Here is a 25,279-nt window from a genome sequence, read left to right on the forward strand (position 1 = left end):
TAGGAGCGCACCTGGGCGCGATGGACGTTATCGGTAAAGCCCGTCGCGCCCGGGTACGCTCCTACGTGGTTGGCGTTACGGAGCGGCTGATTGATCCGGTGCGAGCTGCAAACGCACCCACACGCCATAGTGATCCGATGCCCAGCGGCCTTCGGCATATGGGGAGTCGAACAGAATCCGGGCTTCGCGGGCGAGCAGGCGGTTCTGCTGGAAGAACACGTGGTCGATGCGCGCCGGCTTGTCGAAGACATGCAGATTCAAGGTACTGACCGTGGCATCACTGTTGCGGTGCACGCTGCCATAGCTGTCGCCATAACCTTTGCGTAGCGCCTCCAGATCCAGCGCGTCGGCGGCGATATTGAAATCGCCGGCAATCACCACCGGCGCCTGCGCGCTGGTGGAGGCAATGAACTCCAGCAGGTCGCCGACCTGGCGCGTGCGCGTTGCGGTGCCGCGCGCATCGGCGCGTTCGTTGAGATGGGTGACGTAGACATTGACCGGCTGGCCATCGATATCCACCTGCAGATGCGCCGCAACGCGGTAGTCGTCCAGCGGTTGCAGCAGGCGCTCATGGCGCGCCAGCACCTTGCGCCGGCTCAGCAACGCGTTGCCATAGCGCTTGGCGGCACCGGGGGTATCCACCGAGGCGAAGATCACCTCGTAGCCCAGCTTGCGCGCCAACCAGGTGGATTGGTTTTCCACGCTACCGCGGCGCTCGATGACCTCCTGCAACGCAATGACATCCGGTGCCAGTTGCTTGAGCTCCTTGGCGATGTAGGCGCGGCGGGCCGGCCAGTCTTCGCGGTCGTGATGCAGGTTGAGCGTGACCAGGGTCAGGCCGCGGGCAGACGGAGCTGGGGTTGCCTGCCCTGCCGGGTCACTGACCGCTGCAGCGCCGTCCTGCCTGGACTGCGCTGCAGCACGTAACGGCCCAGCCTGACCAGGCTGACCTGCTTGCACGTGCGCGCAGCACAGCGCCAGTGCGACAACGGCTGCACACCGGCCAGCGCGGCGCCAGTGTTGCCCTGCGCGTACCGGCCAAGGCGTCGCCGTCATTGCGTGGCGCGCTCGGCCCGCCGCACCGCGCTGGGCACATCGATCTGCACGGTGGCCGGCATCTGCTGGATCCGCAGCTCACCGTTCTGCCACTCCACGGTTTCGCCGTTGACGCTCGCCTTGCCGGGTTCGCCCTGATACGGCCAGACAAACACCACGCCGCCCGGCGGCAGCAACAGGCCGGGTTGCAGTTGTAGCGATAGTTGTTTTTCGGTGCGCTGCAGCGTGTAGTTGAGGCGGCCGTACGGCGTGCGCAATTCGGCAATGCCGATGCCCTTGCCTTCGAACCAGCGGGTCGGCGTGCCAGCGGCGATCACGATGCTTTGATCGGACTCGCGGGTGTAGGCGAACATGTCCAGCACCGAACGCACGAAGTCCGATGCGACCCAGGCGTGCGGCAGATCGCCGACGAAGAACGGTGTACGCGGCGTGCGCGAGACCACCTCGGCCCACTGATTCCAGGGCTGCGGCGCGCGATCCTTGAAGAAGAATGCGGTGGCATCCCAAGCACGCTCGCGCCAGCCCAGTCGCACGAACGCGGCGACGTTGCGCCATTCGTACGGGGTGTAGTCCTTCCACTCGCGCTTGCCGTCGCGGCGATCGGAGAACTCTTTCCAATAGCGTTCGAAGGTATTGGTCAGCAGCTCCTGCGGCAGACGCTGCTGCTCGCCGCCCGGTGTCAGCGCGATGGTGGTGGAGGTCGCGTCGAAATCGCCGAGTTCGGCCGAACCGGGCAGGAAATCGAGCTTATGCTCGCGCACCGCCGCACCCAGCGAAGCGATCAGGTCGCCGCTGAATTCGTCGCGTGCAGCGCTGAAACGAGTGACGTCCTCCGGCTTGTCCAGCACGCCGGCCAGCATGGTGGCGTCCTTGTAACCGCGCAGCGCCCAGAAGTTGTCCCAGTACGAATGCACCGGTTTGGCCGAATAGCCTTCGTGGCTGATCGACACCGGCATCATTCCGTAGAACGCCGGGTTACGCATGAAGTTGTCTTCGGTGCGCTCGCTGGCGCGCAGTTTTTCCATGTAGTCGAAGGCGCCGGTGACATGCGGCCACATTTTCTCCAGGAACGGCCTGTCGCCGGTGTAGCGGTAGTACTCGGCGACGTTGTAAATCAGTTCGCCGTGACTGTCGTTTTCGGGCACGGGGTCGCTGCCACGGTCGTCCACACAGCACGGCACCATGCCGTCGACAAATTGATACGGCGCAAACCAATCCACGTAGTCGCGCACCACGTCTTCGCGGCCGAGCCGGAGCAGGCCTTCGGAAATCATCGCGCCATCGCGGATCCAGCTGCGCGAATACGAGCGAGTTCCCGGCTGCAGGCGTGGGCCGATGCGCGAAATCAGCATGTGCGCCAGCGCCGTGCGCAACGTATCGACCACCGGCTTGCCTTCGGCCGGCACGCTGATGCGCACGCGATCGAGCTTGCCGCGCCACTGCTGGGCCACCTGCTGCTGGGCGGCGTCGGCATCGAAGCCGGCGGGCAGTTGCGCCGCGCCGGTCTGCGGGATCACCAGCGCCACTTCGCGCTTCTGGCCGGGTTCGAGCTTCCAGCGATACAGCAGCACGCCCGACGCCAGGCCGGTTTCGTCCTTGACCTGGGTGACCGTAGGCGGCGTGGCGGCGGTGAGATGGCTGACATCCATACCGCTGTCGAAGGCGCTGGCGAAGCTGGCATCGGGACGTTGCGCGGCGAAGACGCGCGGCTTGCCATTGACGCTGACCTGCGCGCCATCCACCGCCAGTTGCTCGATCCGGCTGACGCCGCCCAGGGTGTTGAGGAACTGCGACGGCGGGTTGACCTGGAACGGACGCACCGCCAGGGCCAGGGTGAACTCACGTGCCTCCTTGCCGGTGTTGTGCAGCTGGTAGCGCGCGACCAGTTGTGCCTGATCCGGTGTGCCCTGCACAAACGCGGTGACACGCAGATTCATCAGGTCGTGGTGCCAGTCGACGCTGGGAATCGGCAGGTAATCGTCCTGCAGGCTCTGCTCGCTGCTGACGTCGGACCAGTGCAGCACCTTGCCACCGGTGACCACGAACGGCTCGATGCTGAAACCGCCCTTGCCCACTTCCACCGCACCGTCTTCGCCGATCAGGCCCTGCTCGGTGCCGCCGTCCAGACCGAGGATGGTCCAGTACGGCTGCTCGCCGGAAAACCCGCGCGGATAACTGCCACGCGGCAACTGGCCGGCCAGCGATTTGATGAAGTCGTTGGGCGTTGCCGCAAACGCCAGCGGCTGCAACTGCACCTCTTTGATGCCGTAGCGCCAGTTTGGGCCGTCCTTCAGATCGAAACGCAGATAGCGTGCTTCGGTATCGGGCAACGCCAGCCAATCGGTGCCGCCGGCACCGGCGGTGACGGTGCGCAGATCACGCCAGCTGCGGCCATCGGCCGATGCACGCACCGCGTACTGCGAGGCTTGCAGGCCGGGCACCCACTGCACCACCGCGCCACCGAATTCGCGCACCTTGCCCAGATCCAGCGTGACGGTCTGCTGCTTGACCGCGCCGCTGAGCCAGAAGGTGTCGGGCTTGCCATCGGCCAGACGTTGCTCCAACGCCGGCGCAGTGTCGGTGATGGCCTCGGCCTTGAGCGGCGAGGTGTCCTCCGGCGGCAATGGGGTGAGCGTCAGGCGGTCGAAGCACACCGACCCCTTGCCACCGACCTTGTTGTAGATGGTGAACTCGACATCCGCGCTGCTGCGCAGCTGCTTGTCCGCACCCGGACCCCAGGCCTTTTCAATGTTGCGCTTGCGGTAGTTGAAGGTGGTCCAGTTCTTCGGGAAATTGAAGCCCGGCCGGTTGACCCACCACACATTGTCGCCGCTGGCATCGATCAGCTTGAGCTGCAGATCGTTGGACGGCGATTCGCCGCGTAGCGAAAACCCGATGCGGTAGTTGTCGGGGTATTCGAGCGGCAGCGCGCGGCGGATGCCCACGTAGCCGGAGACGCCGTTGAAGTTGTAATCCAGGCACAACGCATGCCCACCGGAGGGCGTCGCCACCGGGCGCAGCGAACCGCTGACCTGGTTGGACACTACCAGGCGCCAGGCGCCGATGTCGTTGAAGCCGTCGAGCACGCGCTCCTGCGCCTGCGCCACACCCGCACCACTGGCAACAGCAGCCATGGCAAGCACTGCCCGGATCATCGGCTTCACCCCTTCACACTCCCCAGCAGAAGACCTTGAATGTAGTAACGCTGCAGCGCCAGGAACAATAGCAGCACCGGAATCACCGTCACCACTGCGCCGGCCATCATCAGTTCCACGTCCATGATGTGCTCACGCGACAGCGCCGCCAGCGCCACCGGCAAGGTGTATTGCTCCTGATCGGTGAGCACGATCAGCGGCCACATGAAGTCGTTCCATGAGCCCATGAAGGTGAAGATGGTCAAGGTGACCAGCACCGGCTTGAGCATCGGCAGCACGATCTGGAAGAAGATCCGCATCTCGCTGGCGCCATCGATGCGCGCGGCTTCGATCAACTCATCGGGAATGCTGCGCGCGTACTGGCGCACCAGAAAAATACCAAACACTGTGGCCAGCGCCGGCACCACCACCCCGCCGATGTTGTTGACCAGATGCAGCTGCTTCATCAACAGAAACAGCGGCAGCATCGCCACCTGCGCGGGAATCACCAGCGCGGCCATCAGGATCTTGAAGATGCGTTCGCGGCCGACGAACTGCAGCTTCGCGAAGGCATAGCCGGCCATGGTGTTGATCAGCAACGAGCCCAGCGTGATCAGCCCTGACACCAGCAGGCTGTTGGCGAAGTTGCGCGCCATGCCGGTGCGCGCGAACAGCTCGTGGTAGTTGGCCAGGGTGAACGCCGACGGCAGCATCGGCGGTGGGAACCGGCTGGCCTCGCCGGTGGGCATGAACGACACCGACAGCATCCACAGCAACGGCGCCAGGCTGATCAAGGCCAGCACCAGCAAGCCGCCGTTGATCAGGACGGCGTTCCAGCGCGACTCGCCGACATCACGACTCATATCAGGTCCCTCTTGCGGCCGAAGCGCAGCATCACGGTGGTCACCGCCAGGATGATCAGGAACAACAGGAACGCCACTGCCGACGCGCGGCCGAGGTTCCACCATTTGAAGCCTTCTTCGAACATGAAATACAGCACGCTGACGGTGCTCTGCAGTGGGTCGCCGCGGGTCATCACGTACGGTTCGGCAAACAGCTGGAAGTAGCCGGAGATGGTGATCACTCCGACCACCATCAGCACCGGGCCGAGCATCGGCAAAGTGATGTGCAGGAACTGCTTCCAGCGCGAGGCGCCATCGATGCGCGCGGCCTCATACAGGTCCTGCGGAATCGCCTGCAAGCCAGCCAGGAAGATCACCATGTTGTAGCCGAAGTTCTTCCACACCGCGAACAGCATGATGGTGGGCATCGCCCAGCGCGGATCGCCCAGCCAGTCGATCGGGGCGATGCCCAGATGGCTCAGCCCGAAGTTCACCAGGCCATATTTGATATGGAACAGGTAGCGCCAGATCACCGCCACCGCCACCAGTGTGGTCACCACCGGGGCGAACAGTGCGGTGCGGAACACCGCCTTGAAGCGCGAGGCCTTGGCGTTGAGCAGCAACGCTGCGCCGAGCGACACGCCGATCGACATCGGCACGCCCAGCAGCACGAAGTAGGTGGTGTTCCACAACGACTTCCAGAACAGCGGCGTCTGCAGCAGCTCGATGTAATTGCCCAGGCCGACGAAGCGCAGGTGGCTGCTGTCAGCTAGCGCGTACAGGTCGAAGTCGGTGACGCTGAGCACCAGCGCGGCGAACACCGGCACGCCGAAGAACATGCCCAGCACCATGATCGACGGCGCGGCGAACACCCAGCCGGCGACGGAATTGCGCTTCATCATCGTGCCGCTCCCTTGCCGCTGGCTGCAGCCGCTGCTGCGTCCGGCGCGGGCACGGTGGCGGGCGCACCCGACTTGCCGGCCGGCCCAACATGCCCGCCTTCCTGTTCAAAGATCCAGCGGCGCTTGGCCAGGATGTCGTCCACGCGTTTATCCAGTTCCTGCACGGCCGCTTCGTGCGATTGACCACCACGCACCACGCGCTCGGTGACCAGGCGCATTTCCTGCACGATGCGCTCCCACTCCAGCACCTTGGGCGTGGCCTTGACCCGTTCCAGCTGGTCGCCGAAGGCATGCGCCAGTTCGTCGTTGGCCAGTGACGGCAGTTTCCAGGTGCTGCGCCGCGGCGGCAGGTCGCCGATGATGGCGTGGAAGCGCGCCTGCACCGTGGGCTGGGACAGGTATTCGATCAGCTTCCAGGCCGCGTCCTTGTGCTGGGACGATTTGAAGATCACCAGGCTGGAACCGCCGGCGATACCGGCGCCCAAGCCATTCGGGCCGGGTAACGCGGCGGTGCCCCACTTGCCTTCCATGCCCGGCGGCTGGCGCAGCTTGAACTCGCGCACGTTCCAGGGCCCGGACAGATAGAACGCGTAGTAACCGTTGAAGAATTCGTACCAGACGTTGGAGACCTGGGTTTCCGACACCTTCGGCGCCCAGCCTTTCTGGTACATGCCGTCGTAGAACGCCAGCGCCTTGCGGAACCCTTCGCCGCGAAAGTTGCCGTAATTGTCGTGGTCGCGTAGCAGACGGTCGTCCTGCTGCAGCGCGAACGAGAGCTGCTGCTCGAACTCGTTGAGCGGCATCAGGATGGCGTAACGGTCCGGGCCGACCTTGCGCTTGATCGCGGCCATCACCTGTTCCATCTCGGCCCAGGTCTTGGGCATTTCGCTGTAGCCGGCCTCGCGCAGCAGATCCTTGCGGTAGAACAGCAGCCGCGTGTCCACATACCACGGCACCCCGTACAAGGTGCCATCGACCACGTTGGTGTCCCACACGCCGGGGAAGTAGTCCGCCGGGTCGACGATCGTCGAGCGCGCCACGTAGGGCTGCATCGGTTCCAGCGTGTCCAGCAACGCAAATTCCGGCAGCCAGGTGTTGCCGAGCTGGCACACGTCCGGCAAGCCGTCGGCGGCGAAGGCGGTGAGCAGTTTTTCGTGCGCCGCGGTCATCGGGATGTTCTGCACATCGACCTGGATGTCCGGGTTCTGCTTCTCGAAGTCGGCCACCAGCTCGGCCACCACTTCGGCCTCCTTGCCCATGGCCCAGAAGCGCACGGTGGTCTTGGCGGGATCGGAGCGGTTGCATCCCGCCGCACCTGCACACAGGGCGGCGGCCAACATCAACAGTTTCAAAAGGCGCACGGATTACTCGGGTTTTTGGCGTTGCGAGGGGTCTTGCTGGGCCTGGGCGGCAGCGGCACGCGACTCGGCCATGCCCAGCGAGCGTGCAGCGGCCTTTTGCTCGTCCTTCTGCGGCAGCGGCTGTGGCTCACCCTCGGGCGTGAGCCAGCCACCGGTGAATCCGGCGCGTTCCAGACCGGCGCGGATGTAGGCGTTCTTTTTCATCACCGTCCAGACGAATTCGTTCTGGTAGTTGGAGATCATCGCCAGGATCGGGCCCTGATCGATGGCGATGTAATCGCTGGCCACCCAGCCGCGGTCCGGCACCATGCGCCCGGTCTTGAGCGGGATGTCGTAGTTGAAGCTGGGGTTGAACGAATCCAGAAAACCATAGCTGGAATACAGGAAGTCGCCGTAGCGCTTGTGCATCTCTTCGGTAGCCGGGATCACCACTTCCGGGGCGAATACGATCGAGGAGATGGCCGCAGTTGGTGCGATGGTGCCGTCGTCGAAGTTCTCGCGCAGGCCGGCGCCGCGCGAGGAGTAGTGGCGGAACTGGCGCTGCTCGCCGCGGTATTCCTGGCTGGTGTTCTGCGGGCCGTCGCCGGCGGTCAGGCCCCAGACGTTTTCGCCGTAGTCCTTCCACTTCATCGGGTTGTCGATGGCGTAGTCGCGCTGCGCCAGGGTGGCACGGCGACTATTGAGGAAATAGTCGATGCCGCGTTCGCGCATGTACTGGTCCTGGATATCGCGGAAGTCGATCCAGACATGGCTGTATTGGTGGCCGAACAGCGGGCCGAAGGACAGGTATTCCTGGCCCTGGTAGACGCCCCAGTCGTTGTTGTAGGTGCGTGTCCAGCTGGTCCACGCCTCCGGATCGACGCCGTGGGTGGGCGAGCCGAGCGCGAGGATGTACAGCATCATCGCCTCGTTGTAGCCCATCCAGTCGTGATCGATGAAGCCGCTCTCCGGGAACCATCCCATGGAGATCAGCGGCGCACGCTGCTGCAGCCAGCGCCAGTCCACGCGCTTGTACAACGTGTCGGCGATCTGGCGGATTTCTTTCTCGCGCGGGTCGTCGCCGTCGTAATACGACTGGGTAAACAACACGCCCATCATCAGCAACGCGGTGTCCACGCTCGACAGCTCGACCCAGCTGTCGTAACGGTTGCCCTGCTGCATATCCAGAAAGTGATAGTAGAAGCCCTTGTAGCCGGCCCTACCGGTCCGCTGCGGCCCCATCGGCGCATCGCGGAAGAATTTCAGTGTGGTCAGGGTGCGATCGATCGCCTGATTGCGGCTGACCCAGCCGTTCTCGATGCCGATCGGATACGCGGTCAGCGCAAACCCGACCGAGGCGATGCTGGCGAACGGACGCGACGGAAACCGGTCCGGTGCCAATCCGTTGAGTTCATTGGTGGTATCCCAGAAAAACTGGAAGGTGCGGCGTTCGATGTCCGAAAACAGCGGCGGCAGCGGTGGCTTGACCGGCTTGGGAGGCAACTGTGCCTCGATCAATATCACTTTCACCGGTGCCTTCTGTTCGGCCACCTTCGGCTCCTCGGCCTGTTTGCAGGACGCCAGCACCAGCGCGCCCAGCAAGAGTGGAATCGTCAACCAACGCGACGTGTTGCCCCTGTCCATCCGCCCCCCACTTGTGTAATCGATTACATCTCGCACGCCAACCTACCCTATCCAAGCGCCGAGTTCGACCGCCCTGGCCTCATGCCAGGGCGGTCGAGCACCTCACCAGTTCAGGCCGAAGGCCAGACGGAAGGTACGCATCGGCGACGCCAGCACACCGGTCGGTGTGCCGTAAGCCGTATTCAAGTCCGACAGTGTCCCGGTATCGCCGTTAAAGTTGGCGTAGTTCACCCAATTGAACACGTTGAGGATATCCGCACGCACGTTGAATTTGACACCTGCACCGGTATCCCACTCTTTGTTGGCGGCAATGCTGAACTCCTTGTAGCCCAACGTGCCATCCGGCTTGAACTGGATGATGTCGCACTGGTCGTTGCCGGCAAGGCAATTCTGGCCGTAGCGCGCGGTCTGGCTGGCCAGCGACAGCTTGCCGGACAGCTTGACCTCATAGGGCAGCTCGTAGATGCCGGTGACCACCAGGCGGTTCTTCGCGATACCGCCGGCTTCACGCCAGCCATAGTCTTCGACGCGCTCGCGGTCCAGCGCATAGTGCTCGCCGAACTGACGGTTTTCCTTGGCGTCGGAATAGGTGTAGGCCACCGTCAGGCCCCAACCGGATTCTTCGTCGAAGGGCTTTTCGATCTGCAACGCGAGCTGGTTGTTGCGGGTTTCCACACCATTGGTGCCCAGCACGATGGCGCTATAGCCATCCGGTCCGTCGGTGGGCGCGCCCGAGGTGGTGCCCGGCTGGAAGAACGACCCATCAGGCAGACGGTTGCCGCGCACGAACGCAAAGCCGTCGTGGCTCTCGATGCGGCTCAGGGTCACATCGGTGAACCAGTCCTGGCCCCATAGCGGCACCATGTTGCGCATGCCGATGCTGAATTGGTCGGAGTACGGGGTCTTGATGTTGTTGTCGATCAGATAGATTTCACGCCCACCGCCGCCAGCGCTGGTCGCCGCCAGTGCATCGAGCCCTTCCTGGGTCGCAAAGGACGGATTCCATGCCGTGCACGGGTCGCCCAGGCAGGCCGGGTTGTTGGCGCTGGTGAAGTAGTAGCTGTACGACTTGAAGGAGTTGTTGAGCTGCTCCAGTGCCAGGTAATCGAAGATGTTGCGGTCGTAGGCACGGCCGGCACCGCCGTAGATCACGTGGGCCTGGTCGCCGAACAGGTCGTAGGAGGCACCCAGACGCGGCTGCCAGGCATTCTTGAACGCCTTGCGGTTGTTGCCGGTGCTGATGAAGTTGTTGATGTTGTAGTTGGCGTTCTGCAGGTTCGGCCAGTTCTGCAACGCGCCGACCACATCGGACGGCGTGACGAAGTCCAGGAATGCCGGGGTTTCTTCGTAGTCGTAGCGCACGCCCAGGTTGAGGGTCCAGTGCTCGTTGACCTCCCAGTCGTCCTGCAGGTAGATGCCGTACTGCTTGTTCTTGGACACCACCGAGCCGCCACCTTCGGTCAACGGCGCGCCGAAGCGCACGCGGTATGGCGTTTCGACATCGGTGAGGATGTTGTAGTAGTACTGCGGATTGGCCGGGTTGAACTGGGTCGAATCCAGATCGATGCTCTTGAACTTCACGCCCATCTTGACGGTGTGCGCGCCATGCCATTCCAGGCTGTTCAAGGTCAGATCGTCCTGGAAGGTCCAGCCTTTCTGGCCTTTGCGCTGGAAGCTACCGCCGGCACCGGCTGACAGCACTTCGTCTTCGATGCCGCGTACCGGCGCATAACTCAGCACGTAGCCGCTGCCATTGTTGAGCGGCGCCTGGTTCCAGAACGCGCTCTCGTAGCTCAGATTGGCTTCGTTGAGGAAGTTGGCGCCGCTGTACTGCCAGCGCAGATTAGCGCGCTTTTCTTCCTGGCCATTGATGCTGCCGTGCTCGTAGGTCGAGGTGCGGCCGACATCGTTGAGCTCGTCTTCCTTGCGGTACTTGCCGGTCAGCTCGAACAGGTTGTTGTCGCCGATGGTCCAGTCGATCTTGCCGAAGTACAGGTCTTCCTTGAACGGGGTGCTGTAGGTGGCCACCAGCGGCTGCAGCTGCGCCGGCAACTGATCGATACGGTCGGAATAGATCGAGCCGGGGATCACCACGTTGGGAGTGGTGTATTCCTTGGCTTCATAGGCGATGAAGAAATGCGCCTTGTCCTTGAGGATCGGGCCGCTGAAGGTGGCGCCGTACTGGGTCTCCTCAAAGTCGTCGCGCACGCCGGCCTTCTTCTCCAGCGGGCTTTCTTCACGCCAGCCGTCATTGCTGGTGTCCCAGAAGAAGCTGCCGTGGAAATCGTTGGTGCCGGACTTGGACGAAGCCACGATGGCCGCGCCGCTGACCTGATCGAACTCGGCCTTGTAGTTGGAGGTGATGACCTTGTATTCGCCGATCGCCGACTGCGGGAACGGGTTACCGCGGCTGGAATCCTGGCCGCTGACGCCACCGGTCAGCACGTAGTTCTTCTGGCTCACGCCGTCGATGTAAACGTTGGTGCCTTCGGCCGAGGTGGCGCCCGAGCGCACCTTGGTGGTGCCGTTGGCGTCGCGGGTGAACTGCACGTTCGGCACGGTATCGGCCAGTTCCAGGAAGTTGCGCGTGGCACGCGGCAGGTTCTGGATCTGGACGTTGGAAATGTAGGTGGCGTTTTCGGAGGTGCGCGTCTCCACTAGCACCGGCGGTGCCTTGACCTGCACTGCGTCCAGCGTGGTGGCGTTACCACCTTCGGCCGTGGCCTGCTCGCCGCCAACGCCCAGGTTCAAGGTGGCCGTCTGGCCGACCTGCACGGTCACGTTCTGCGAGCTGGTCTGGCCATTGGCGGTGACGTCGATGCGGTACGAGCCCGGCGGCAGACCACCGACCGAGTAACCGCCATTGTTGACCTGCACGCTACGGGTCAGGCCGGTTGCGAGATTGGTCGCGGTTACCTGGGCCTGCGCCGCAGGCGCCGAGTCGACGGTGACCTGGCCGCGGATGGTCGCGGCAGTGCTCTGCGCAAATGCAGGCGCGGCGCCCAGGAGCAGGCAGCTGGCCAGGGCACAGCTGAGCAGCTTGCGCGCCGGGCGTGCGGAATGGGGGTGGTGGTGGCGCATTGGTCCCTCCAGGGATCGGTACAAATTGTTGTTGTGGTGTTGCAAACCAGCAGGAACGACCGCTGCGGGGGAGCAGCGGGAGCGGACAGAACGTCCGCGAAAGTCAGGGGCCGGGCTCGCCGGCACCGCAGGAAGCGCGTATCACCAGCTCGGGCGTGAGCAGTTGGCGGATACCGTCGTCATGGCCGGGCAGTTCCACCAGCCGCATCAATCGGGTCATCGCCTGCTCGCCCAGGCGCGCGATGCTGACCCGCATCGTGGTCAGCGCCGGATGGACGAAGCGTGCCAGCGGGATGTCGTCGAACCCGGCCAATGCCACATCGCCGGGTACCGACACATCGGCCTGCGCAAACGCGTACAGGCAACCGAGCGCGGTCATGTCGTTGGCGGCAAATACCGCATCGGGCAAGGTGCCGGCGGCCAGCATCGCCAGCCCGGCGCGATGGCCGGAGGCTTCATCGAAGTCGCCGGCATATTCGATTCCCTGTGCCTGGTCGCCGAACCCGGCAATCGCGTCGCGGAAACCGCGCAGGCGTTCGCGCGCATCGAAATTGAGCGCCGGCCCGCCGATGAAGGCGATGCGCCGGTGGCCGGCATGTAGCAGATGCTCGGTCATGGCCATGGCGCCGGCATGGTCATCGATGCTCAGCACCGGGTAACCAGCGCCGGGCAGATGCGCATTGATCAGCACCGTCGGCAGCGACTGCGGCAGGTTATCGGTGAGAAAGCCCGGCTGCTCGGCGTAGGGAGAGAGCACCAGCAAGCCATCGACGCGTCCACGCATCGACCGCAGCGCCCTGCCCTGGGCTTCCGGGTCGCCGTGATAGCTGGACACCAGCAAGTGCTGGCCGGCAGCGCGCGCCGCGCCATCGATGCCGCGGATCAACTCGGAAAAGAATTCGCCATACAGGTCGGGCAGCACCACGCCCAGGGTCTGGGACCGCCGGCTACTCAGGCTGCGGGCTGCTGCATGCGGGCTGTAACGCAGCCGCTCGGCCACTTCCATGACCTGCCGGCGCACCGGCCCGGCAACGTTGTCGTGCCCATTGAGCGCACGCGACACGGTAGCGACAGAGACCTGTGCTTCCCGAGCGACATCTTTGATGGTGACCGCACCCTTGGCCATTCGTGTCGCCCTCCGCGACCGACTTCCCAAAACTGGCGCGGACTGTAAGCGTTTTCATAAGCGGGCGTAAACCCCTATCTTCACACCTGTGAAAACGCTTACAGATCAAGCGCCTGCAAGTGATGGAGGTGTGAATAAATGTGCTGCGACGCAACAAATCGGCACCCACGTGTCCACAAACGAAGCAGAACGTCGATCACGTTTGGGCTGGTTGGGTTGCTGCATCGGTGGGCACGCAGGCCCTACCGACGTAGGAGCGCACCAGGGCGCGACGGGCATTGTCGATAACGCCCGTCGCACCCGGGTGCGCTCCTGCGCCGGTGGTTTGGTCCTGCGGGTTCGCTTTACCCCGCCTCGCCCGGCGCGATCGCCTCGATCGACAAGGCATGGATGTCGGTCTGCATCATCTCTCCCACCGCCGCGTAGACCGCACGGTGACGGGCCAGTGGCGGCTTGCCGGCGAACACCGCGCTGACCACACGCACATTGAAATGTCCGCGCCCATCGCGCGCGCCAGCGTGGCCGGCATGCCGGTGGCTGTCGTCCACCACCTCCAGCTCGGTGGGTGCCAACGCCGATTGCAGCGCCTGGCGAATCCGCTCGACCCGGCTCATGGCAGTACTCATGGCAGCACCCGGCGGAACGGCCGGACCTCGGTGCGCACGTAGACGCCCGCAGCCACATAGGGATCGGCATCGGCCCAGGCGCGCGCGTCTTCCAACGCATCGAACTCGGCGATCACCACGCTGCCGCTGAAACCGGCCGGGCCCGGATCTTCCGCATCGATGGCCGGGCACGGGCCCGCTACCAGCAACCGCCCCGCCGCAGCCAGCGCCTGCAGACGCGCCAGATGCGCCGGTCGCGCCTGCTGCCGCGCGGCCAGTGCGTCGACCCCGTCATACCCTTCGATTACGTACCACACATGCCACCTCACCCAGAACTTGAAGATCGTCGCAGGGATTCTAGCCGCGTCAGCGCTGGACACCGCCCCCGCGCACGCATTACCCTTGACGCTTACTGCACACGCAACCGGACGCAGCGGCCCGTCGGCCCAGGCCCCACGCCTCATTCGACGACCGATTCGCTGCCCACCGCCGGCTCGCGTAGACGACCTCCTCGCTGTTCCGTCGCCGCATGCCACGCGGCGCCTGATGGTATGTGGATCGGCGTATGTGAATTTGTGGGATCGTGCCGAAACAGGCACGACATTGATCGCAATAACTCAAGGCAAAGCCCTGCAGGCGCGGCTCAGACCGCGGCCGGCGACCGTAAGACCCGATGTCGACCTGATGAATTCCGAACTCGCGCACGCCGCGACTCCGCCAGCCGCAAGCGCTCACCCACAGCAGCAGGAAATGCCGCTGGCGGTCGTGCATGGGCAACCGGTACTGCAGATCCCGCAGGATCTATATATCCCGCCGGATGCGCTGGAAGTGATTCTGGATGCGTTCGAAGGTCCGCTGGATTTGTTGCTTTACCTGATCCGCCGTCAGAACCTGGACATCCTGGATATCCCGGTCGCCGAGATCACCCGGCAATACGTGGACTACATCAACGTGATGCAGGAACTGCGTTTCGAACTGGCGGCCGAATATCTGGTGATGGCCGCGATTCTGGCCGAGATCAAGTCGCGCATGCTGTTGCCGCGCCCACCCAGCCAGGAAGGCGAAGAGGACGACCCGCGCGCAGAGCTGGTGCGCCGTCTGCAGGAATACGAGCGCTTCAAGCAGGCCGCCGAAGACCTGGACACCCTGCCCCGCATGGGCCGTGACAGCGCGCCGGTGCAGGCGCATCTGCCCGAGCGTGCAGCGGTCAAGCTGCCGCCGCCGGTGGAGCTGAAAGAAATGCTGATGGCGCTGTACGACGTGCTCAAGCGCGCCGAGCTGTTCACCGGCCATGCGATCAAGCGCGAGGCGCTGAGTGTGCGCCAGCGCATGGGCGATGTGCTGAGCCGCCTGGACGACGGCAAGTTCTACCGCTTCGAATCGCTGTTCACTGCCGAAGAAGGCAAGCTCGGCGTGCTGGTCACCTTCCTGGCGCTGCTCGAATTGGCCAAGGAGCAGTTGCTGGACATCGTGCAGGAGGCGCCGCTGGCGCCGATCTACGTGAAGTCGCTGGCGTTGGGCAACACCAATGCGCCGTTGCAATTCTCCAGCGAATTCGATGACAGCGACGCTGCCAACGAACCTATCTGAAGCCGATCACCGAATGGATCAAGCGCTGATCACCCGCATTATCGAAGCCGCCCTGTTGGCAAGCAGCCAGCCGCTGACGCTGGCGCAGCTGCAGGGCCTGTTTCCGGAAGAAGAGCCGGCACCGCCCGGCAGCGTCGAGCGCGCGCTGGAACTGCTGCGCGAGGGCTGCGCCGAGCGCGGCGTGGAGCTGGTCGAGGTGGCCTCGGGTTTCCGTTTCCAGGTCAAGGCCGATGTGCACGGCTGGGTCGCCCGTCTATGGACCGAGCGCCGCACCAAGTACACCCGCGCCACCCTGGAAACCTTAGCGCTGATCGCCTACCGCCAGCCGATCACGCGTGGCGAGATCGAACAGGTGCGCGGGGTGGCGGTCAGCAGCAACATCATCCAGGCCCTGGAAGAACGCGAGTGGATCCGCGTGGTCGGCCACCGCGACGTGCCCGGCAAGCCGGCCCTGTTCGGCACCACCAAGGGCTTTCTGGATTACTTCGGGCTCAAGCGATTGGACGAGCTGCCGCCATTGTCTGAGTTGAAGGACATTGCCGAACTGGAACCGCAGCTGCCGCTGGACCGCGATGGTCAGCTGGATGGCGTGGTGCCGGCCTCGGCAGCGATGGATGCGGCGCAAGGCCAGGCCGATGCAGGGGCGTCCGACGCGGATGGTGGCAACGCCGATGCCGATGCCGCTGAGCATGCATCGGATGCGTCGGAGACGGAGACGGCGCTTGCCGCTGCGTCCGATGCGGATGCCGAAACCGCCGTTGACGCAAGCGGTAGTGCACCGACCGACAGCGAAAGCGACTCGGACGTTGCAGCGGATTCGCATCGTTCGATTGAAATAGATAACGACATCGATGCCGGCACCGATGTTGATGGCGATGTCGGCAGCGACAGCACCGATGACGACCAGGCATCCAGCGCCGACGACGACGCCGATACAGAAGCAGCCGACGCCGGCACGGCAGACGACAGCGCCGACGCGCCGAGCGACGACACACCGCACCACCCCGAGGCCTCCTCGGCGCAGCACACGCAACACACGCCAGACCCAGACAGCGCCCGCGAGGGCGACCCCGACACCGCGCCGGGCACGCGCGCGGATGCAGTGAACGAAGACGAAGACAACGCCGTCGCGACGACGACCGTGGCTGTTGACGAAGCCGATTCCGACCCAGAGGCCGACCCACAACGCGTCGGCCGGAGCCAGACACATGAGTGACACCCCCCGCAAGCTGTCGTTGAACAAGCTTTCCCTCAAGCGCGACAGCGCGCCCGAAGCGCCGAAGCTGGAAGAGCGCCTGCACAAGGTGCTGGCCCAGGCCGGCCTGGGCTCGCGCCGCGCGCTTGAGCAGCGCATTGCCGATGGCCTGATCAAGGTCAATGGCGCCGTCGCGCAGACCGGCATGTCGGTGCGCAGCGGCGACAAGATCGAGCTGGACGGCCGCAGCTTCGTGGCCAGCGCGCTGACCGAGCCCTCGCGCGTGCTGATCTATAACAAGCCCGAAGGCGAAGTGACCACGCGCGAAGATCCCGAAGGCCGCCCGACCGTATTCGAGTCGCTGCCGGCATTGAAGGGCTCGCGCTGGATCGCCATCGGCCGCCTGGACATCAACACCACCGGCCTGCTGCTGCTGACCACCGACGGTGAGTTGGCCAACGCGATGATGCACCCCTCCTACGAGGTCGAACGCGAATACGTGGTCCGCGTGCGTGCTCCGGAAGGCGAAGAAAACGTCTCCGACGCCATCATCGAGCGCCTGTCGCGCGGTGTGCTGCTGGAAGACGGCGGCGCCAAGTTCGACGAGATCGACCGTATCGGCGGCACCGATTCGCACGACTGGTTCCGCGTGGTGGTCAAGGAAGGCCGCAACCGTGAAGTGCGCCGTCTGTGGGAATCGCAGGGCTGCCAGGTCAGTCGCCTCAAGCGCAGCCGCTACGGCAAGATCTCGCTGCCGCGCGAACTGCTGCGTGGGCAGTCGGTGGAAGTGGTGCAGGAAAAGGTCGACGCCCTGCGCGCCGAACTCAAGCTGGAAGAAGGCGCGCCGTCGGCACTGACCCTGCAGCCAGTGATCGGCCAGCGTCGCGCTGCCAAGTCGACCGTGCACGTCTCGCGCGATGGCCGCAGCAATGCCTACGTCAATGGGCAGACCTCCGGCGCCGATGAAGGCCGCGAGCTGCGTCGCTTCGACAACCCGCGTGACGATCGCGGCGGCCGTGGTCGCGGCAAGCCGGGCGGTTTCAAGGGTGGTCTCACCGTCAGTGGTGAAGCAGCCGCGCGGCAGTCGCAGCAGCGCCCGTTCAAGCCGCGCGCACCCGGCAAGGGCGACCGCGCACTGCCGGATGGCAACCCGGCCGCGTTCCGTAGCTGGTATGTGCCCGATGGCGTGAGCACCGGCCCGAGCGGCCACCGCAACGCCGGCCCCAGCGGTCCTGGCACCGGCCAGGCCCGCCCCTACGCCAAGAAGGGTCCGGGCGGCGCGCGTCCTGGTGCCGGCGGTCAGGGTCAGGGCCGTGGCGCTGCTGGCGGCGGTGGACAAGGTCAATCGCAGGGTCAAGGCCAGGGGCAGCGCAAGCATCCCTATGGTCACCCGGGCAATGCGCCGAGCTTCCCGTCCGATCATGCCAATCCGGGTTCCAGCCCGTATGGCGCCGCGCGTCCTGCCAGCCGCCCGAGCGGCGGCCGTCCGGCGGGCCCGGGCGGTAACCGCGGACCTGCGGCCGGCAATCGCGGCCCCGGCGGTCCGGGTGGCGGCGCGCGCGGACCGGGTGGTCCCGGTGGCGCACCGCGTGGCCCGGGCGGTCGTCCGCCCGGTGGCGGCAACCGTCGTCCACCTGGCGGCGGCAATCGCGGCCGCTGATCCACGCTGCATGCACTAAAAAAACGGCCCCGCGAGGGGCCGTTTTTTTATTGAGGTCGACGTGATTGCCGCTTCGATCGATGGGTCGGTGCGACCTGGTCGATCTCATTCGCCAACCGCTGCCCGCAGCTGACATCGGCTGCAACGCGACGAAGTAAACCGCATGCCGCGTCGCTACCTGCTGCCAGAACTCCCGCGTATTACTTGCGGCGTTCGATCACGAAGTTGCCGACCGCAACGCCCAGGTCGACGCCTTCGCCAGTACCGGCGAGCGCGAGCGAGATATCGCCCTTGGTGACCACCTGCGCGGTGCTGGACTTGACCACGCCCGCATGCGCTTCGGCAGAGGCATAGGTGCCGAACAGGTCATTCAGACTGTAGGCACCGGAGAACGAGCCGCGGCCACCGGTGATCTTGGACTTGCCAACCGTCAGACCGCCGCCCTTGCTGGAAATCTTGACCGGAATGACCGCCCCGTTATCGCAGGTAATGGTGCCGGTACCGCTGGCGGTCTTGTAGAACACCGACCAACCGGACAGGTTGAACTTCAGCTGGCAATCGATGTTGCCGGCGGCTTGTGCCTGCGGCGCCAGCGTTGCCGCGCCAAGCAGTGCAAAAAGAGACAGTGACTTGATCATGTGTGCGTTGCCGGTGGTGGACGTGGCCGGAGACTAGCAGCGCCGATGTGGCAGCCGCGACAAGGTGGCGGCACCTCTCCAACGCGCGTTCAGCGAATCATTATCTCGGGGCCTCGCAAGGGATGGCGCTGCAGAAGCGGCCGCGCCGTGGGATCATCCGCGCATGTCACGCATCGCCCACAGACTGCTCTTCGCCGCCCTGTTGCTGCCGTCGCTCGCGCATTGCGGCGAGACGATTCCGACCCGGGGCTATACCGTCGTCAATCGTTATCCGCACGACACCGCCGCCTTTACCGAAGGCCTGTTCTATCTCGACGGGCATCTGTACGAGAGCACCGGCGAGCTGGGCCACTCCAGCGTGCGCAAGGTCGAGCTGGAAACCGGCCGCGTGCTGCAGCAGGCCGATACGCCTTCGCCCTACTACGGCGAAGGCATCGTGGCCTGGGGCGACCGGCTGATTCAGTTGACCTGGCGTAACCAGCGGGGCTTCGTCTACGACCTGGCCACGCTGACACCGCGCTCGCACTTCGCGTACGCCGGCGAAGGCTGGGCGCTGACCAGCGACAACCGCAGCCTGTACATGAGCGATGGCACTGCCCGCATCCGCCGGCTGGACCCGCAAACGCTGCAGCAGACCGGCACCATCAAGGTCACCGCCGGTGGCAAGCCGTTGGACAATCTCAACGAACTGGAATGGGTCAAGGGCGAGTTGTGGGCCAATGTCTGGCTCACCACCCGCATCGCACGGATCGACCCGGCCAGCGGCAAGGTGATCGGCTGGATCGACTTGAAGGCGCTGGTTCCCGATGCCGACACCTTGACCGACCCCAGCAACGATGTGCTCAACGGCATCGCCTACGACGCCGAGCACGATCGGCTATTCGTCACCGGCAAGCGTTGGCCGCAGCTTTACGAAATCCGGCTGGCTGAGTAGCCGGGATTGGGGAGTCGGGATTGGGGATTGGCAACGGCAGGCGAGCGGACGGCTGTGCCTTGGCTGCTTGCATCAATCCCTAATCTCTAATCCCTGATCACAAACGTATCCGCATCCAGCATTGCCGGGAAGCGGGCGCGGTGCTCGGCGAGTGCCGCGGCACTGAGGGTGGTGGTGACCACCTGCGGCTGCTCGCGGATTTCCACCTGCGGCTGGCCGAGAAAATCGATCACTGCGCTGTCGCCGGCGTAATGCAGCTGATTGCCATCCACACCGACGCGGTTGACCGCTGCCACAAAGCACAGGTTTTCGATCGCGCGTGCGCGCAGCAGCGTCTTCCATGCATACGCGCGCGCAGACGGCCAGTTGGCGACGAACAATTGCAGATCGAAATCCAGCTGGCCCGGCCGCTCGACATCGAAGCGGTTGCGGCAGAACACCGGAAAGCGCAGGTCGTAGCACACCTGCGGATTGATCCGCCAACCCTTCCAGTCCACGCACAGGCGATCGCGCCCGGCCGCATAACGCAGGTGCTCGTTGCCGAAGCGGAACAGATGACGCTTGTCGTAATACTGCAGCGCCCCGTCCGGTGTGGCCCACAGCAGGCGGTTGAACACGCCTTCGGGCGTGCGTAATTGCACGCTCCCGGTGACCGCAGCACCCAGCCGCGCCGACTGAGCACGCACCCACTCCACGGTCGGCCCATCCATGCCTTCGGCCTTGTCGATGGCCTCGTTGGAGAACCCGCTGGTGAAGGTCTCCGGCAGGATCACCAGATCGGTCTGCCCGGCCAACGGCTGCAGCAACGCAGCGTAATAATCGCGATTGCCGGCCGGATCATGCCAACGGGTATCGCCTTGGATCAGGGAGATGCGCAGGTCGTGCATAGGAGGCTCGGGAATGGGGAGTCGGGAATCGAGAATGGGTAGAGCGGGTGTGGTGGTGTCTGTGCGCTATGTGGGTGACAACGTCAAAGGGGCGAGAAGGACACCAGCAACGCGCTCACGATTCCCTGTTCCGGGCCGGCAGGAATCGAGAAGGATTCCAGTAACGCTCTTACCGATTCCCCAATCCCGATTCCCGATTCCCGGCCCTCAGAGCTTCTGCAAGCGTTCGATCGCCGCATCCAATGTCGCGTCGTTCTTGGCAAAGCACAGCCGTGCCAGTCGCTGACCGGCTGGTGCCTGTTCGTAGAACGGCGAGAGCGGAATCGCGGCCACGCCCTTTTCGATCGTCAGCCACTTCACGAATTCGGTATCGGGCAGATCGCTGATGGCCGAATAGTCCACCAGCTGGAAATAGCCGCCAGGCACCGGCAGCGGTATCAGGCGCGTGGTCAGCAGCTGTTCGCGGAAGCGGTCGCGCTTGGCTTGATAGAACGCGCCAAGCTGCTCGTCGTGCTCGGGCTCGTCGCGGATCATCGCGGCGAACGCGTGCTGCGCCGGGCCGAAGCTGGTGAAGGTGTTGTACTGATGCACCTTGCGGAATTCGGCGGTGAGCGCCGGCGGTGCGATGGCATAGCCGATCTTCCAGCCGGTGCAGTGGTAGGTCTTGCCGAAACTGGAAATCACGAACGCGCGCTCGCGCAGTTCCGGCCAGCGCAGCACCGATTCGTGGCGGCGGCCGTCGAACACGATGTGCTCATAGACCTCGTCCGAGAGCAGAAAAATCTCGGTGCCGCGCAGCAGTTCGGTCAGCGTCTGCATGTCCTCGGCCGAGAGCATCGCGCCGGACGGGTTGTGCGGCGAGTTGATCATCAGCAGTCGCGTCTTCGGCGTGATCGCCGCGCGCAGCGCCTGCCAATCGACCGCAAAGGTCTGCGGGTGCAGCGCTACATGCACCGCGCGCGCGCCAGCCAGATCGATCGCCGGCTCATAGCAGTCGTAGGCCGGGTCCAGCACGATGACTTCTTCGCCGGCCCGTACCACGGCGTGAATGGCATTGAAGATCGCTTCGGTGGCGCCGCTGGTAACGGTGATTTCGGTGTCGGCGTCGACCTGTGCGCCATAGCAGCGCTCGGCCTTGCCGGCGATGGCCTGCCGCAGCGACGCAACACCGGTCATCGGCGGGTACTGGTTGTGGCCGGCGCGCATGGCCGCTTCCAGCTCATCGACCAGGCGCTGCGGCACCGGGAAATCGGGAAAGCCCTGTCCCAGGTTGACCGCGCCGTGTTCGGCCGCCAGCTGCGACATGACCGTGAAGATGGTGGTGCCCACCTTGGGCAGCTTGGTCGTGAGGGGCATCGTGCCTGTCCGGAACAAGAAACGGGGGACCGCGAGTGTACGCAAAGCGGCCGTGCGGTTGCGCCAGGCTCACCGCAAAACAGCGTTCCCGGACACATCGCGCCGCTGCGGTGCGCCCGTGCCGCGGCCATCGTCGCTACAATGCGCGCCCTGTCCCGCCCTTCCCCATGCCGTCCTGCGACGGGAGCCCGCTGCGCCGATGATCGAACCGCTGCACACTGCGCCCCCGCTGCTGGCGGCGCGCGCGCTGGCCTTCAGCCGCAATGAGGAGCCGGTCTTCGGCCCGCTGGATTTCCATGTCGATGCCGGCGAAGCCCTGCTGGTGCAGGGCGACAACGGCGCCGGCAAGACCACCTTGCTGCGGGTGCTGGCCGGCCTGCTGCACGTGGAGCACGGCGAAATCCAGATCGACGGCAAGACCGCCCGGCGCAGCGACCGCAGTCGCTTCATGGCCTACCTGGGGCACTTGCCCGGCCTGAAGGCCGATCTGAGCACCCTGGAAAACCTGCACTTTCTGTGTGGCCTGCATGGCCGGCGGGCCAAGCAGATGCCCGGCAGCGCGTTGGCCATCGTGGGCCTGGCCGGCTACGAAGATGCCCTGGTGCGGCAGTTGTCGGCCGGGCAACGCAAACGGCTGGCACTGGCGCGGCTATGGTTGTCGCCTGCGCCGTTGTGGCTGCTGGACGAGCCCTACGCCAACCTCGATCTGGACGGCATCACCTTGGTCAACCGGATGATCTCCGCGCATCTGCGCGGTGGCGGCGCGGCGCTGGTCACCACGCATGGCGCCTACGCGGCCCCGCCGGTGCGCACCCGCATGCTCACCCTGGAGGCCGCAGCATGAGCACGCCGTCGCCACAACCGTCGTTGCTGCAGGCCGCGCGCGCGCTGCTGCGTCGCGATCTGCAACTGCTGTGGCGCCGTCGCAGCGACGCGCTGCAGCCGGCCTTGTTCGCGCTGCTGATCGTGGTGTTGTTTGCGCTGGGCCTGGGTGGCCGCCCGGACCTGCTGGCGCAGGCGGCGCCGGCGGTGCTGTGGCTGTCGGTGCTGCTGGCCGGCCTGCTGTCGCTGGACGCGCTGTTCCGCAGCGACGTGGAAGACGGCTCGATGGAGCAATGGTTGCTGGCACCGGTGCCGCTGGCGTGGTTGATCGCCGTGCGCGTGCTGCTGCATTGGGCGACCAGCGCCTTGCCGCTGATCGCAGTGACGCCGTTGCTGGGCGAATTGCTGCACCTGCCACATGACCAATTGCCGGTGCTGCTGGCATCGTTGGCATTGGGTACACCGTTATTGAGTCTGCTCGGCGCAGTGGTTGCGGCACTGACGGTGACGATGAAACGCTCTGGTATTCTCGTGGCGTTGCTGGCGTTGCCGCTGTATGTGCCGGTGCTGGTGTTCGGCGCAGGTAGCGTTGCGGCCAGCGGGCAAGGACAGGATGCGGTGGGTGCGTTGTTGTTGTTGGGCGCCGGATTGGTGATCGGCATTGTGCTGGCACCGTTGGCGGCAGCGGCGGCGATCCGGATTTCGCTCAGCTGATCGATGTTGCAGATGCGCCATTGATGGGACACCGTAAGTCGTTCGGCGGTGTCGTACCGAGAGCTGTCTCCATGCAAAAAGCCATCGCCACGCCAAGAGCCATCGCCATCGCATGAACGTCGTCGTCCGCTGGTTCCACCAAGTCGCCTCACCTCCGATCTTCGACCGATTTACCGCGCGCTGGGCGCCGTGGTGCTACGCGCTGGCGGCATTGCTGCTGGGCGCAGGCATGTGGCAGGCGCTGTTTGCGGTGCCGGCCGACTACCAGCAAGGCGATAGCTTCCGCATTCTCTACATCCATGTGCCGAGCGCGTGGATGAGCTTGTTCGTGTTCGGGCTGATGGCGGTGTATGCGGCGATCGCGCTGATCTGGCGCATCAAGGTGTGCGAGATCCTGGCGATGGCATGCGCACCGATCGGCGCGGCATTCACCGTGATCACGTTGCTCACCGGCAGCATCTGGGGCAAGCCGATGTGGGGCGCCTGGTGGGACTGGGACCCGCGCCTGACCACCGAACTGATTCTGCTGTTCTTGTATCTGGGCGTGATCGGCCTGTATCACGCCATCGACGACCGTCGCCAGGCGGCACGTGCGGCCGCGTTGCTGGCGATCGTCGGTGTGGCGCTGCTGCCGGTGATCCGCTATTCAGTGGTGTGGTGGAACTCGCTGCATCAGGGTCAGAGCATTCGTCTGCTTGGCCCTTCGACGATCGATGCCAGCATGCTGCTGCCGCTGTGGTTGATGGTGATCGGCACCAAGTTCTGGTTCGCCGGGTCGCTGCTCACCCGCGCGCGCGCCGACAACCTGCGCCGCGAGGCCGGCAAGGCCTGGATCGTGCGCGATGCCGAGGGCGCGGCATGAGCTATCTGCCTTACGTGATCGCCGCCTACGCGGTGTTTGTGCTGGTGCTGCTGTGGGACCTGATCGCCGGCCGCTGGCAGGTGCGTCGTGCCTTGAAGATCGCGCAGGCGCGCCGCTTGCGTGAGCGCAAGCGCACGGTGCCCAGCGATGCGGAGCTGACCCGATGAACCCGCAACGTCGCCGCCGGCTGTGGCTGGTGCTGGCGCTGGTGCTGGCCGCTGGTCTTGCGACCACGCTGGTGGCGATGGCCTTGCAGCGCAACGTGGCGTATCTGTACACGCCGTCGGAGGTGTTGCGCGGCGATGCCGGCGATCACGCCCGGTTCCGGCTCGGCGGTATGGTCGAAAAAGGCTCATTCAAACGCGCCTCCGGTTCGCTGGAAGCGCAGTTCCGCGTCACCGACGGCGACGCGCAGCTGGCGGTGCGTTATGACCGCATCCTGCCGGACCTGTTCCGCGAGGGTCAGGCCGTGGTCGCCACCGGTCGTATGCAGCAAGGCGTGTTCGTGGCCGAAGACGTGCTGGCCAAACACGATGAAACCTATATGCCGAAGGAAGTGGCAGACAAGATGGGCAGCGCGCATCGCAAGCACCAGGTGGCCCCAGGCAAGGTGACGCAGTGACGGTCGGAAGCAGTGGCGGCAGACCGGGTCACCGGCAAGCGCAGGCAAGTGAGAGCCCTGACATCGGCGCGGATGGTGCCGCGTTGACGGCCTACCCGTCTTTGATGCTGTCGCTCCAGTTCCGCCAGGCAGCACGCCGCCGCGCGGCCGCGCACACCAAGCAACCTGGCACCGCGACAGGAGCTGCGTGTTCCAACAACGAACATGACACCACGACAGGAAACACCTGTTCCGGTAACGCCCCTGTGTCCGGCCTGCTCCGGTTTTTG

At 64.9% G+C, this 25,279-nt stretch carries 22 protein-coding genes; 9 read left to right on the forward strand and 13 right to left on the reverse strand.

Features of this window, described 5'->3' with window-relative positions; translation table 11 throughout:
• Positions 1-75 precede the first annotated feature (75 nt).
• From ACZZ0O_RS17745 to ACZZ0O_RS17790, 10 genes are all read right to left on the reverse strand, one after another.
• Entirely contained in the window at positions 76-960 is an 885-nt protein-coding gene (locus tag ACZZ0O_RS17745; protein ID WP_463591412.1) for an endonuclease/exonuclease/phosphatase family protein, read from the reverse strand.
• A gap of 92 nt (positions 961-1,052) precedes the next feature.
• The gene (locus ACZZ0O_RS17750; RefSeq protein ID WP_463591413.1) at positions 1,053-4,190 is read right to left on the reverse strand and encodes a discoidin domain-containing protein; all 3,138 of its coding nucleotides are present in this window, start codon (positions 4,188-4,190) and stop codon (positions 1,053-1,055) included.
• Positions 4,191-4,216: 26 nt separating this feature from the next.
• A complete protein-coding gene (locus ACZZ0O_RS17755) occupies positions 4,217-5,053 on the reverse strand; it encodes a carbohydrate ABC transporter permease (protein WP_005992271.1) in 837 nt (278 codons plus the stop codon).
• The gene (locus tag ACZZ0O_RS17760; RefSeq protein WP_115513129.1) at positions 5,050-5,934 is read right to left on the reverse strand and encodes a carbohydrate ABC transporter permease; all 885 of its coding nucleotides are present in this window, start codon (positions 5,932-5,934) and stop codon (positions 5,050-5,052) included. Before ACZZ0O_RS17760 ends, ACZZ0O_RS17755 begins: the two co-directional genes overlap by 4 nt.
• Complete coding sequence (locus ACZZ0O_RS17765; protein WP_463591414.1) at positions 5,931-7,295, reverse strand: sugar ABC transporter substrate-binding protein; 1,365 nt, start codon at positions 7,293-7,295, stop codon at positions 5,931-5,933. Before ACZZ0O_RS17765 ends, ACZZ0O_RS17760 begins: the two co-directional genes overlap by 4 nt.
• A gap of 3 nt (positions 7,296-7,298) precedes the next feature.
• A complete protein-coding gene (locus ACZZ0O_RS17770) occupies positions 7,299-8,918 on the reverse strand; it encodes a glucoamylase family protein (protein ID WP_463591415.1) in 1,620 nt (539 codons plus the stop codon).
• 102 nt (positions 8,919-9,020) lie between these two features.
• On the reverse strand, positions 9,021-11,999 hold the full coding sequence (locus ACZZ0O_RS17775) for a TonB-dependent receptor (protein WP_115553890.1): 2,979 nt from the start codon (positions 11,997-11,999) through the stop codon (positions 9,021-9,023).
• Positions 12,000-12,102: 103 nt separating this feature from the next.
• Positions 12,103-13,125, reverse strand: a complete 1,023-nt coding sequence (locus ACZZ0O_RS17780; protein WP_463591416.1) for a LacI family DNA-binding transcriptional regulator — start codon at positions 13,123-13,125, stop codon at positions 12,103-12,105.
• Between the two features lie 344 nt (positions 13,126-13,469).
• A complete protein-coding gene (locus ACZZ0O_RS17785; protein WP_115513133.1) occupies positions 13,470-13,739 on the reverse strand; it encodes a BolA family protein in 270 nt (89 codons plus the stop codon).
• Between the two features lie 8 nt (positions 13,740-13,747).
• Positions 13,748-14,047: a YciI family protein gene (locus ACZZ0O_RS17790; RefSeq protein WP_055852159.1), complete on the reverse strand. Its 300-nt coding sequence runs from the start codon at positions 14,045-14,047 to the stop codon at positions 13,748-13,750.
• Between the two features lie 367 nt (positions 14,048-14,414).
• Here ACZZ0O_RS17790 and ACZZ0O_RS17795 point away from each other — a divergent pair, with 367 nt between their 5' ends.
• From ACZZ0O_RS17795 to ACZZ0O_RS17805, 3 genes are read left to right on the forward strand one after another with little or no spacing between them, the layout of a single operon-like run.
• Positions 14,415-15,320, forward strand: coding sequence for a segregation and condensation protein A (locus ACZZ0O_RS17795; protein WP_055852158.1), 906 nt, complete (start codon positions 14,415-14,417; stop codon positions 15,318-15,320).
• Positions 15,259-16,536, forward strand: a complete 1,278-nt coding sequence (scpB, locus tag ACZZ0O_RS17800; RefSeq protein WP_463591417.1) for an SMC-Scp complex subunit ScpB — start codon at positions 15,259-15,261, stop codon at positions 16,534-16,536. Before ACZZ0O_RS17795 ends, scpB begins: the two co-directional genes overlap by 62 nt.
• Positions 16,529-18,175: a pseudouridine synthase gene (locus ACZZ0O_RS17805; RefSeq protein WP_323537148.1), complete on the forward strand. Its 1,647-nt coding sequence runs from the start codon at positions 16,529-16,531 to the stop codon at positions 18,173-18,175. The genes scpB and ACZZ0O_RS17805 overlap by 8 nt, the downstream gene beginning before the upstream one ends.
• Before the next feature lie 200 nt (positions 18,176-18,375).
• Here ACZZ0O_RS17805 and ACZZ0O_RS17810 read toward each other — a convergent pair whose 3' ends face one another.
• Complete coding sequence (locus tag ACZZ0O_RS17810; protein WP_055852149.1) at positions 18,376-18,813, reverse strand: hypothetical protein; 438 nt, start codon at positions 18,811-18,813, stop codon at positions 18,376-18,378.
• Between the two features lie 163 nt (positions 18,814-18,976).
• Between ACZZ0O_RS17810 and ACZZ0O_RS17815 the strand changes: the two genes are divergently transcribed.
• Positions 18,977-19,747, forward strand: a complete 771-nt coding sequence (locus ACZZ0O_RS17815; protein WP_463591418.1) for a glutaminyl-peptide cyclotransferase — start codon at positions 18,977-18,979, stop codon at positions 19,745-19,747.
• Between the two features lie 86 nt (positions 19,748-19,833).
• Here ACZZ0O_RS17815 and ACZZ0O_RS17820 read toward each other — a convergent pair whose 3' ends face one another.
• Both ACZZ0O_RS17820 and ACZZ0O_RS17825 read right to left on the reverse strand, forming a co-directional pair.
• Positions 19,834-20,634 carry an amidohydrolase gene (locus tag ACZZ0O_RS17820; protein WP_055852142.1) on the reverse strand — a complete coding sequence of 267 codons (801 nt, stop codon included), beginning with the start codon at positions 20,632-20,634 and terminating at the stop codon, positions 19,834-19,836.
• 207 nt (positions 20,635-20,841) lie between these two features.
• On the reverse strand, positions 20,842-21,990 hold the full coding sequence (locus ACZZ0O_RS17825; RefSeq protein ID WP_463591419.1) for a pyridoxal phosphate-dependent aminotransferase: 1,149 nt from the start codon (positions 21,988-21,990) through the stop codon (positions 20,842-20,844).
• 199 nt (positions 21,991-22,189) lie between these two features.
• Here ACZZ0O_RS17825 and ccmA point away from each other — a divergent pair, with 199 nt between their 5' ends.
• The 5 genes from ccmA (at position 22,190) to ccmE (ending at position 25,010) form a co-directional block, all read left to right on the forward strand.
• The gene (ccmA, locus tag ACZZ0O_RS17830) at positions 22,190-22,834 is read left to right on the forward strand and encodes a heme ABC exporter ATP-binding protein CcmA (RefSeq protein WP_055852134.1); all 645 of its coding nucleotides are present in this window, start codon (positions 22,190-22,192) and stop codon (positions 22,832-22,834) included.
• The gene (gene ccmB / locus ACZZ0O_RS17835) at positions 22,831-23,526 is read left to right on the forward strand and encodes a heme exporter protein CcmB (protein WP_039420296.1); all 696 of its coding nucleotides are present in this window, start codon (positions 22,831-22,833) and stop codon (positions 23,524-23,526) included. The genes ccmA and ccmB overlap by 4 nt, the downstream gene beginning before the upstream one ends.
• Positions 23,527-23,638: 112 nt before the next feature.
• Entirely contained in the window at positions 23,639-24,388 is a 750-nt protein-coding gene (gene ccmC, locus ACZZ0O_RS17840) for a heme ABC transporter permease CcmC (protein ID WP_055852126.1), read from the forward strand.
• Positions 24,385-24,555, forward strand: a complete 171-nt coding sequence (locus ACZZ0O_RS17845; RefSeq protein WP_055852123.1) for a heme exporter protein CcmD — start codon at positions 24,385-24,387, stop codon at positions 24,553-24,555. Before ccmC ends, ACZZ0O_RS17845 begins: the two co-directional genes overlap by 4 nt.
• Positions 24,552-25,010 (forward strand): cytochrome c maturation protein CcmE, encoded by a 459-nt coding sequence (gene ccmE / locus ACZZ0O_RS17850; protein WP_055852120.1) that lies wholly within the window; start codon positions 24,552-24,554, stop codon positions 25,008-25,010. The genes ACZZ0O_RS17845 and ccmE overlap by 4 nt, the downstream gene beginning before the upstream one ends.
• Positions 25,011-25,279 lie beyond the last annotated feature (269 nt).

The sequence above is a fragment of the Xanthomonas sp. AC360 genome, from assembly GCF_979258225.1.

Excerpts from the sequence above, each read along its gene's own strand:
- ACZZ0O_RS17770 (WP_463591415.1), bottom strand. The coding sequence starts at position 8,918 with ATGGACAGGGGCAACACGTCGCGTTGGTTGACGATTCCACTCTTGCTG.
- ACZZ0O_RS17760 (WP_115513129.1), bottom strand. The coding sequence starts at position 5,934 with ATGATGAAGCGCAATTCCGTCGCCGGCTGGGTGTTCGCCGCGCCGTCG.
- ACZZ0O_RS17780 (WP_463591416.1), bottom strand. The coding sequence starts at position 13,125 with ATGGCCAAGGGTGCGGTCACCATCAAAGATGTCGCTCGGGAAGCACAG.
- ACZZ0O_RS17810 (WP_055852149.1), bottom strand. The coding sequence starts at position 18,813 with ATGATCAAGTCACTGTCTCTTTTTGCACTGCTTGGCGCGGCAACGCTG.
- ccmA (WP_055852134.1), top strand. The coding sequence starts at position 22,190 with ATGATCGAACCGCTGCACACTGCGCCCCCGCTGCTGGCGGCGCGCGCG.
- ACZZ0O_RS17755 (WP_005992271.1), bottom strand. The coding sequence starts at position 5,053 with ATGAGTCGTGATGTCGGCGAGTCGCGCTGGAACGCCGTCCTGATCAAC.
- ccmE (WP_055852120.1), top strand. The coding sequence starts at position 24,552 with ATGAACCCGCAACGTCGCCGCCGGCTGTGGCTGGTGCTGGCGCTGGTG.
- ccmC (WP_055852126.1), top strand. The coding sequence starts at position 23,639 with ATGAACGTCGTCGTCCGCTGGTTCCACCAAGTCGCCTCACCTCCGATC.
- ACZZ0O_RS17795 (WP_055852158.1), top strand. The coding sequence starts at position 14,415 with ATGAATTCCGAACTCGCGCACGCCGCGACTCCGCCAGCCGCAAGCGCT.
- ACZZ0O_RS17825 (WP_463591419.1), bottom strand. The coding sequence starts at position 21,990 with ATGCCCCTCACGACCAAGCTGCCCAAGGTGGGCACCACCATCTTCACG.
- ACZZ0O_RS17845 (WP_055852123.1), top strand. The coding sequence starts at position 24,385 with ATGAGCTATCTGCCTTACGTGATCGCCGCCTACGCGGTGTTTGTGCTG.
- ccmB (WP_039420296.1), top strand. The coding sequence starts at position 22,831 with ATGAGCACGCCGTCGCCACAACCGTCGTTGCTGCAGGCCGCGCGCGCG.
- ACZZ0O_RS17820 (WP_055852142.1), bottom strand. The coding sequence starts at position 20,634 with ATGCACGACCTGCGCATCTCCCTGATCCAAGGCGATACCCGTTGGCAT.
- ACZZ0O_RS17750 (WP_463591413.1), bottom strand. The coding sequence starts at position 4,190 with ATGGCTGCTGTTGCCAGTGGTGCGGGTGTGGCGCAGGCGCAGGAGCGC.
- ACZZ0O_RS17815 (WP_463591418.1), top strand. The coding sequence starts at position 18,977 with ATGTCACGCATCGCCCACAGACTGCTCTTCGCCGCCCTGTTGCTGCCG.
- scpB (WP_463591417.1), top strand. The coding sequence starts at position 15,259 with ATGCGCCGTTGCAATTCTCCAGCGAATTCGATGACAGCGACGCTGCCA.
- ACZZ0O_RS17775 (WP_115553890.1), bottom strand. The coding sequence starts at position 11,999 with ATGCGCCACCACCACCCCCATTCCGCACGCCCGGCGCGCAAGCTGCTC.
- ACZZ0O_RS17805 (WP_323537148.1), top strand. The coding sequence starts at position 16,529 with ATGAGTGACACCCCCCGCAAGCTGTCGTTGAACAAGCTTTCCCTCAAG.
- ACZZ0O_RS17785 (WP_115513133.1), bottom strand. The coding sequence starts at position 13,739 with ATGAGCCGGGTCGAGCGGATTCGCCAGGCGCTGCAATCGGCGTTGGCA.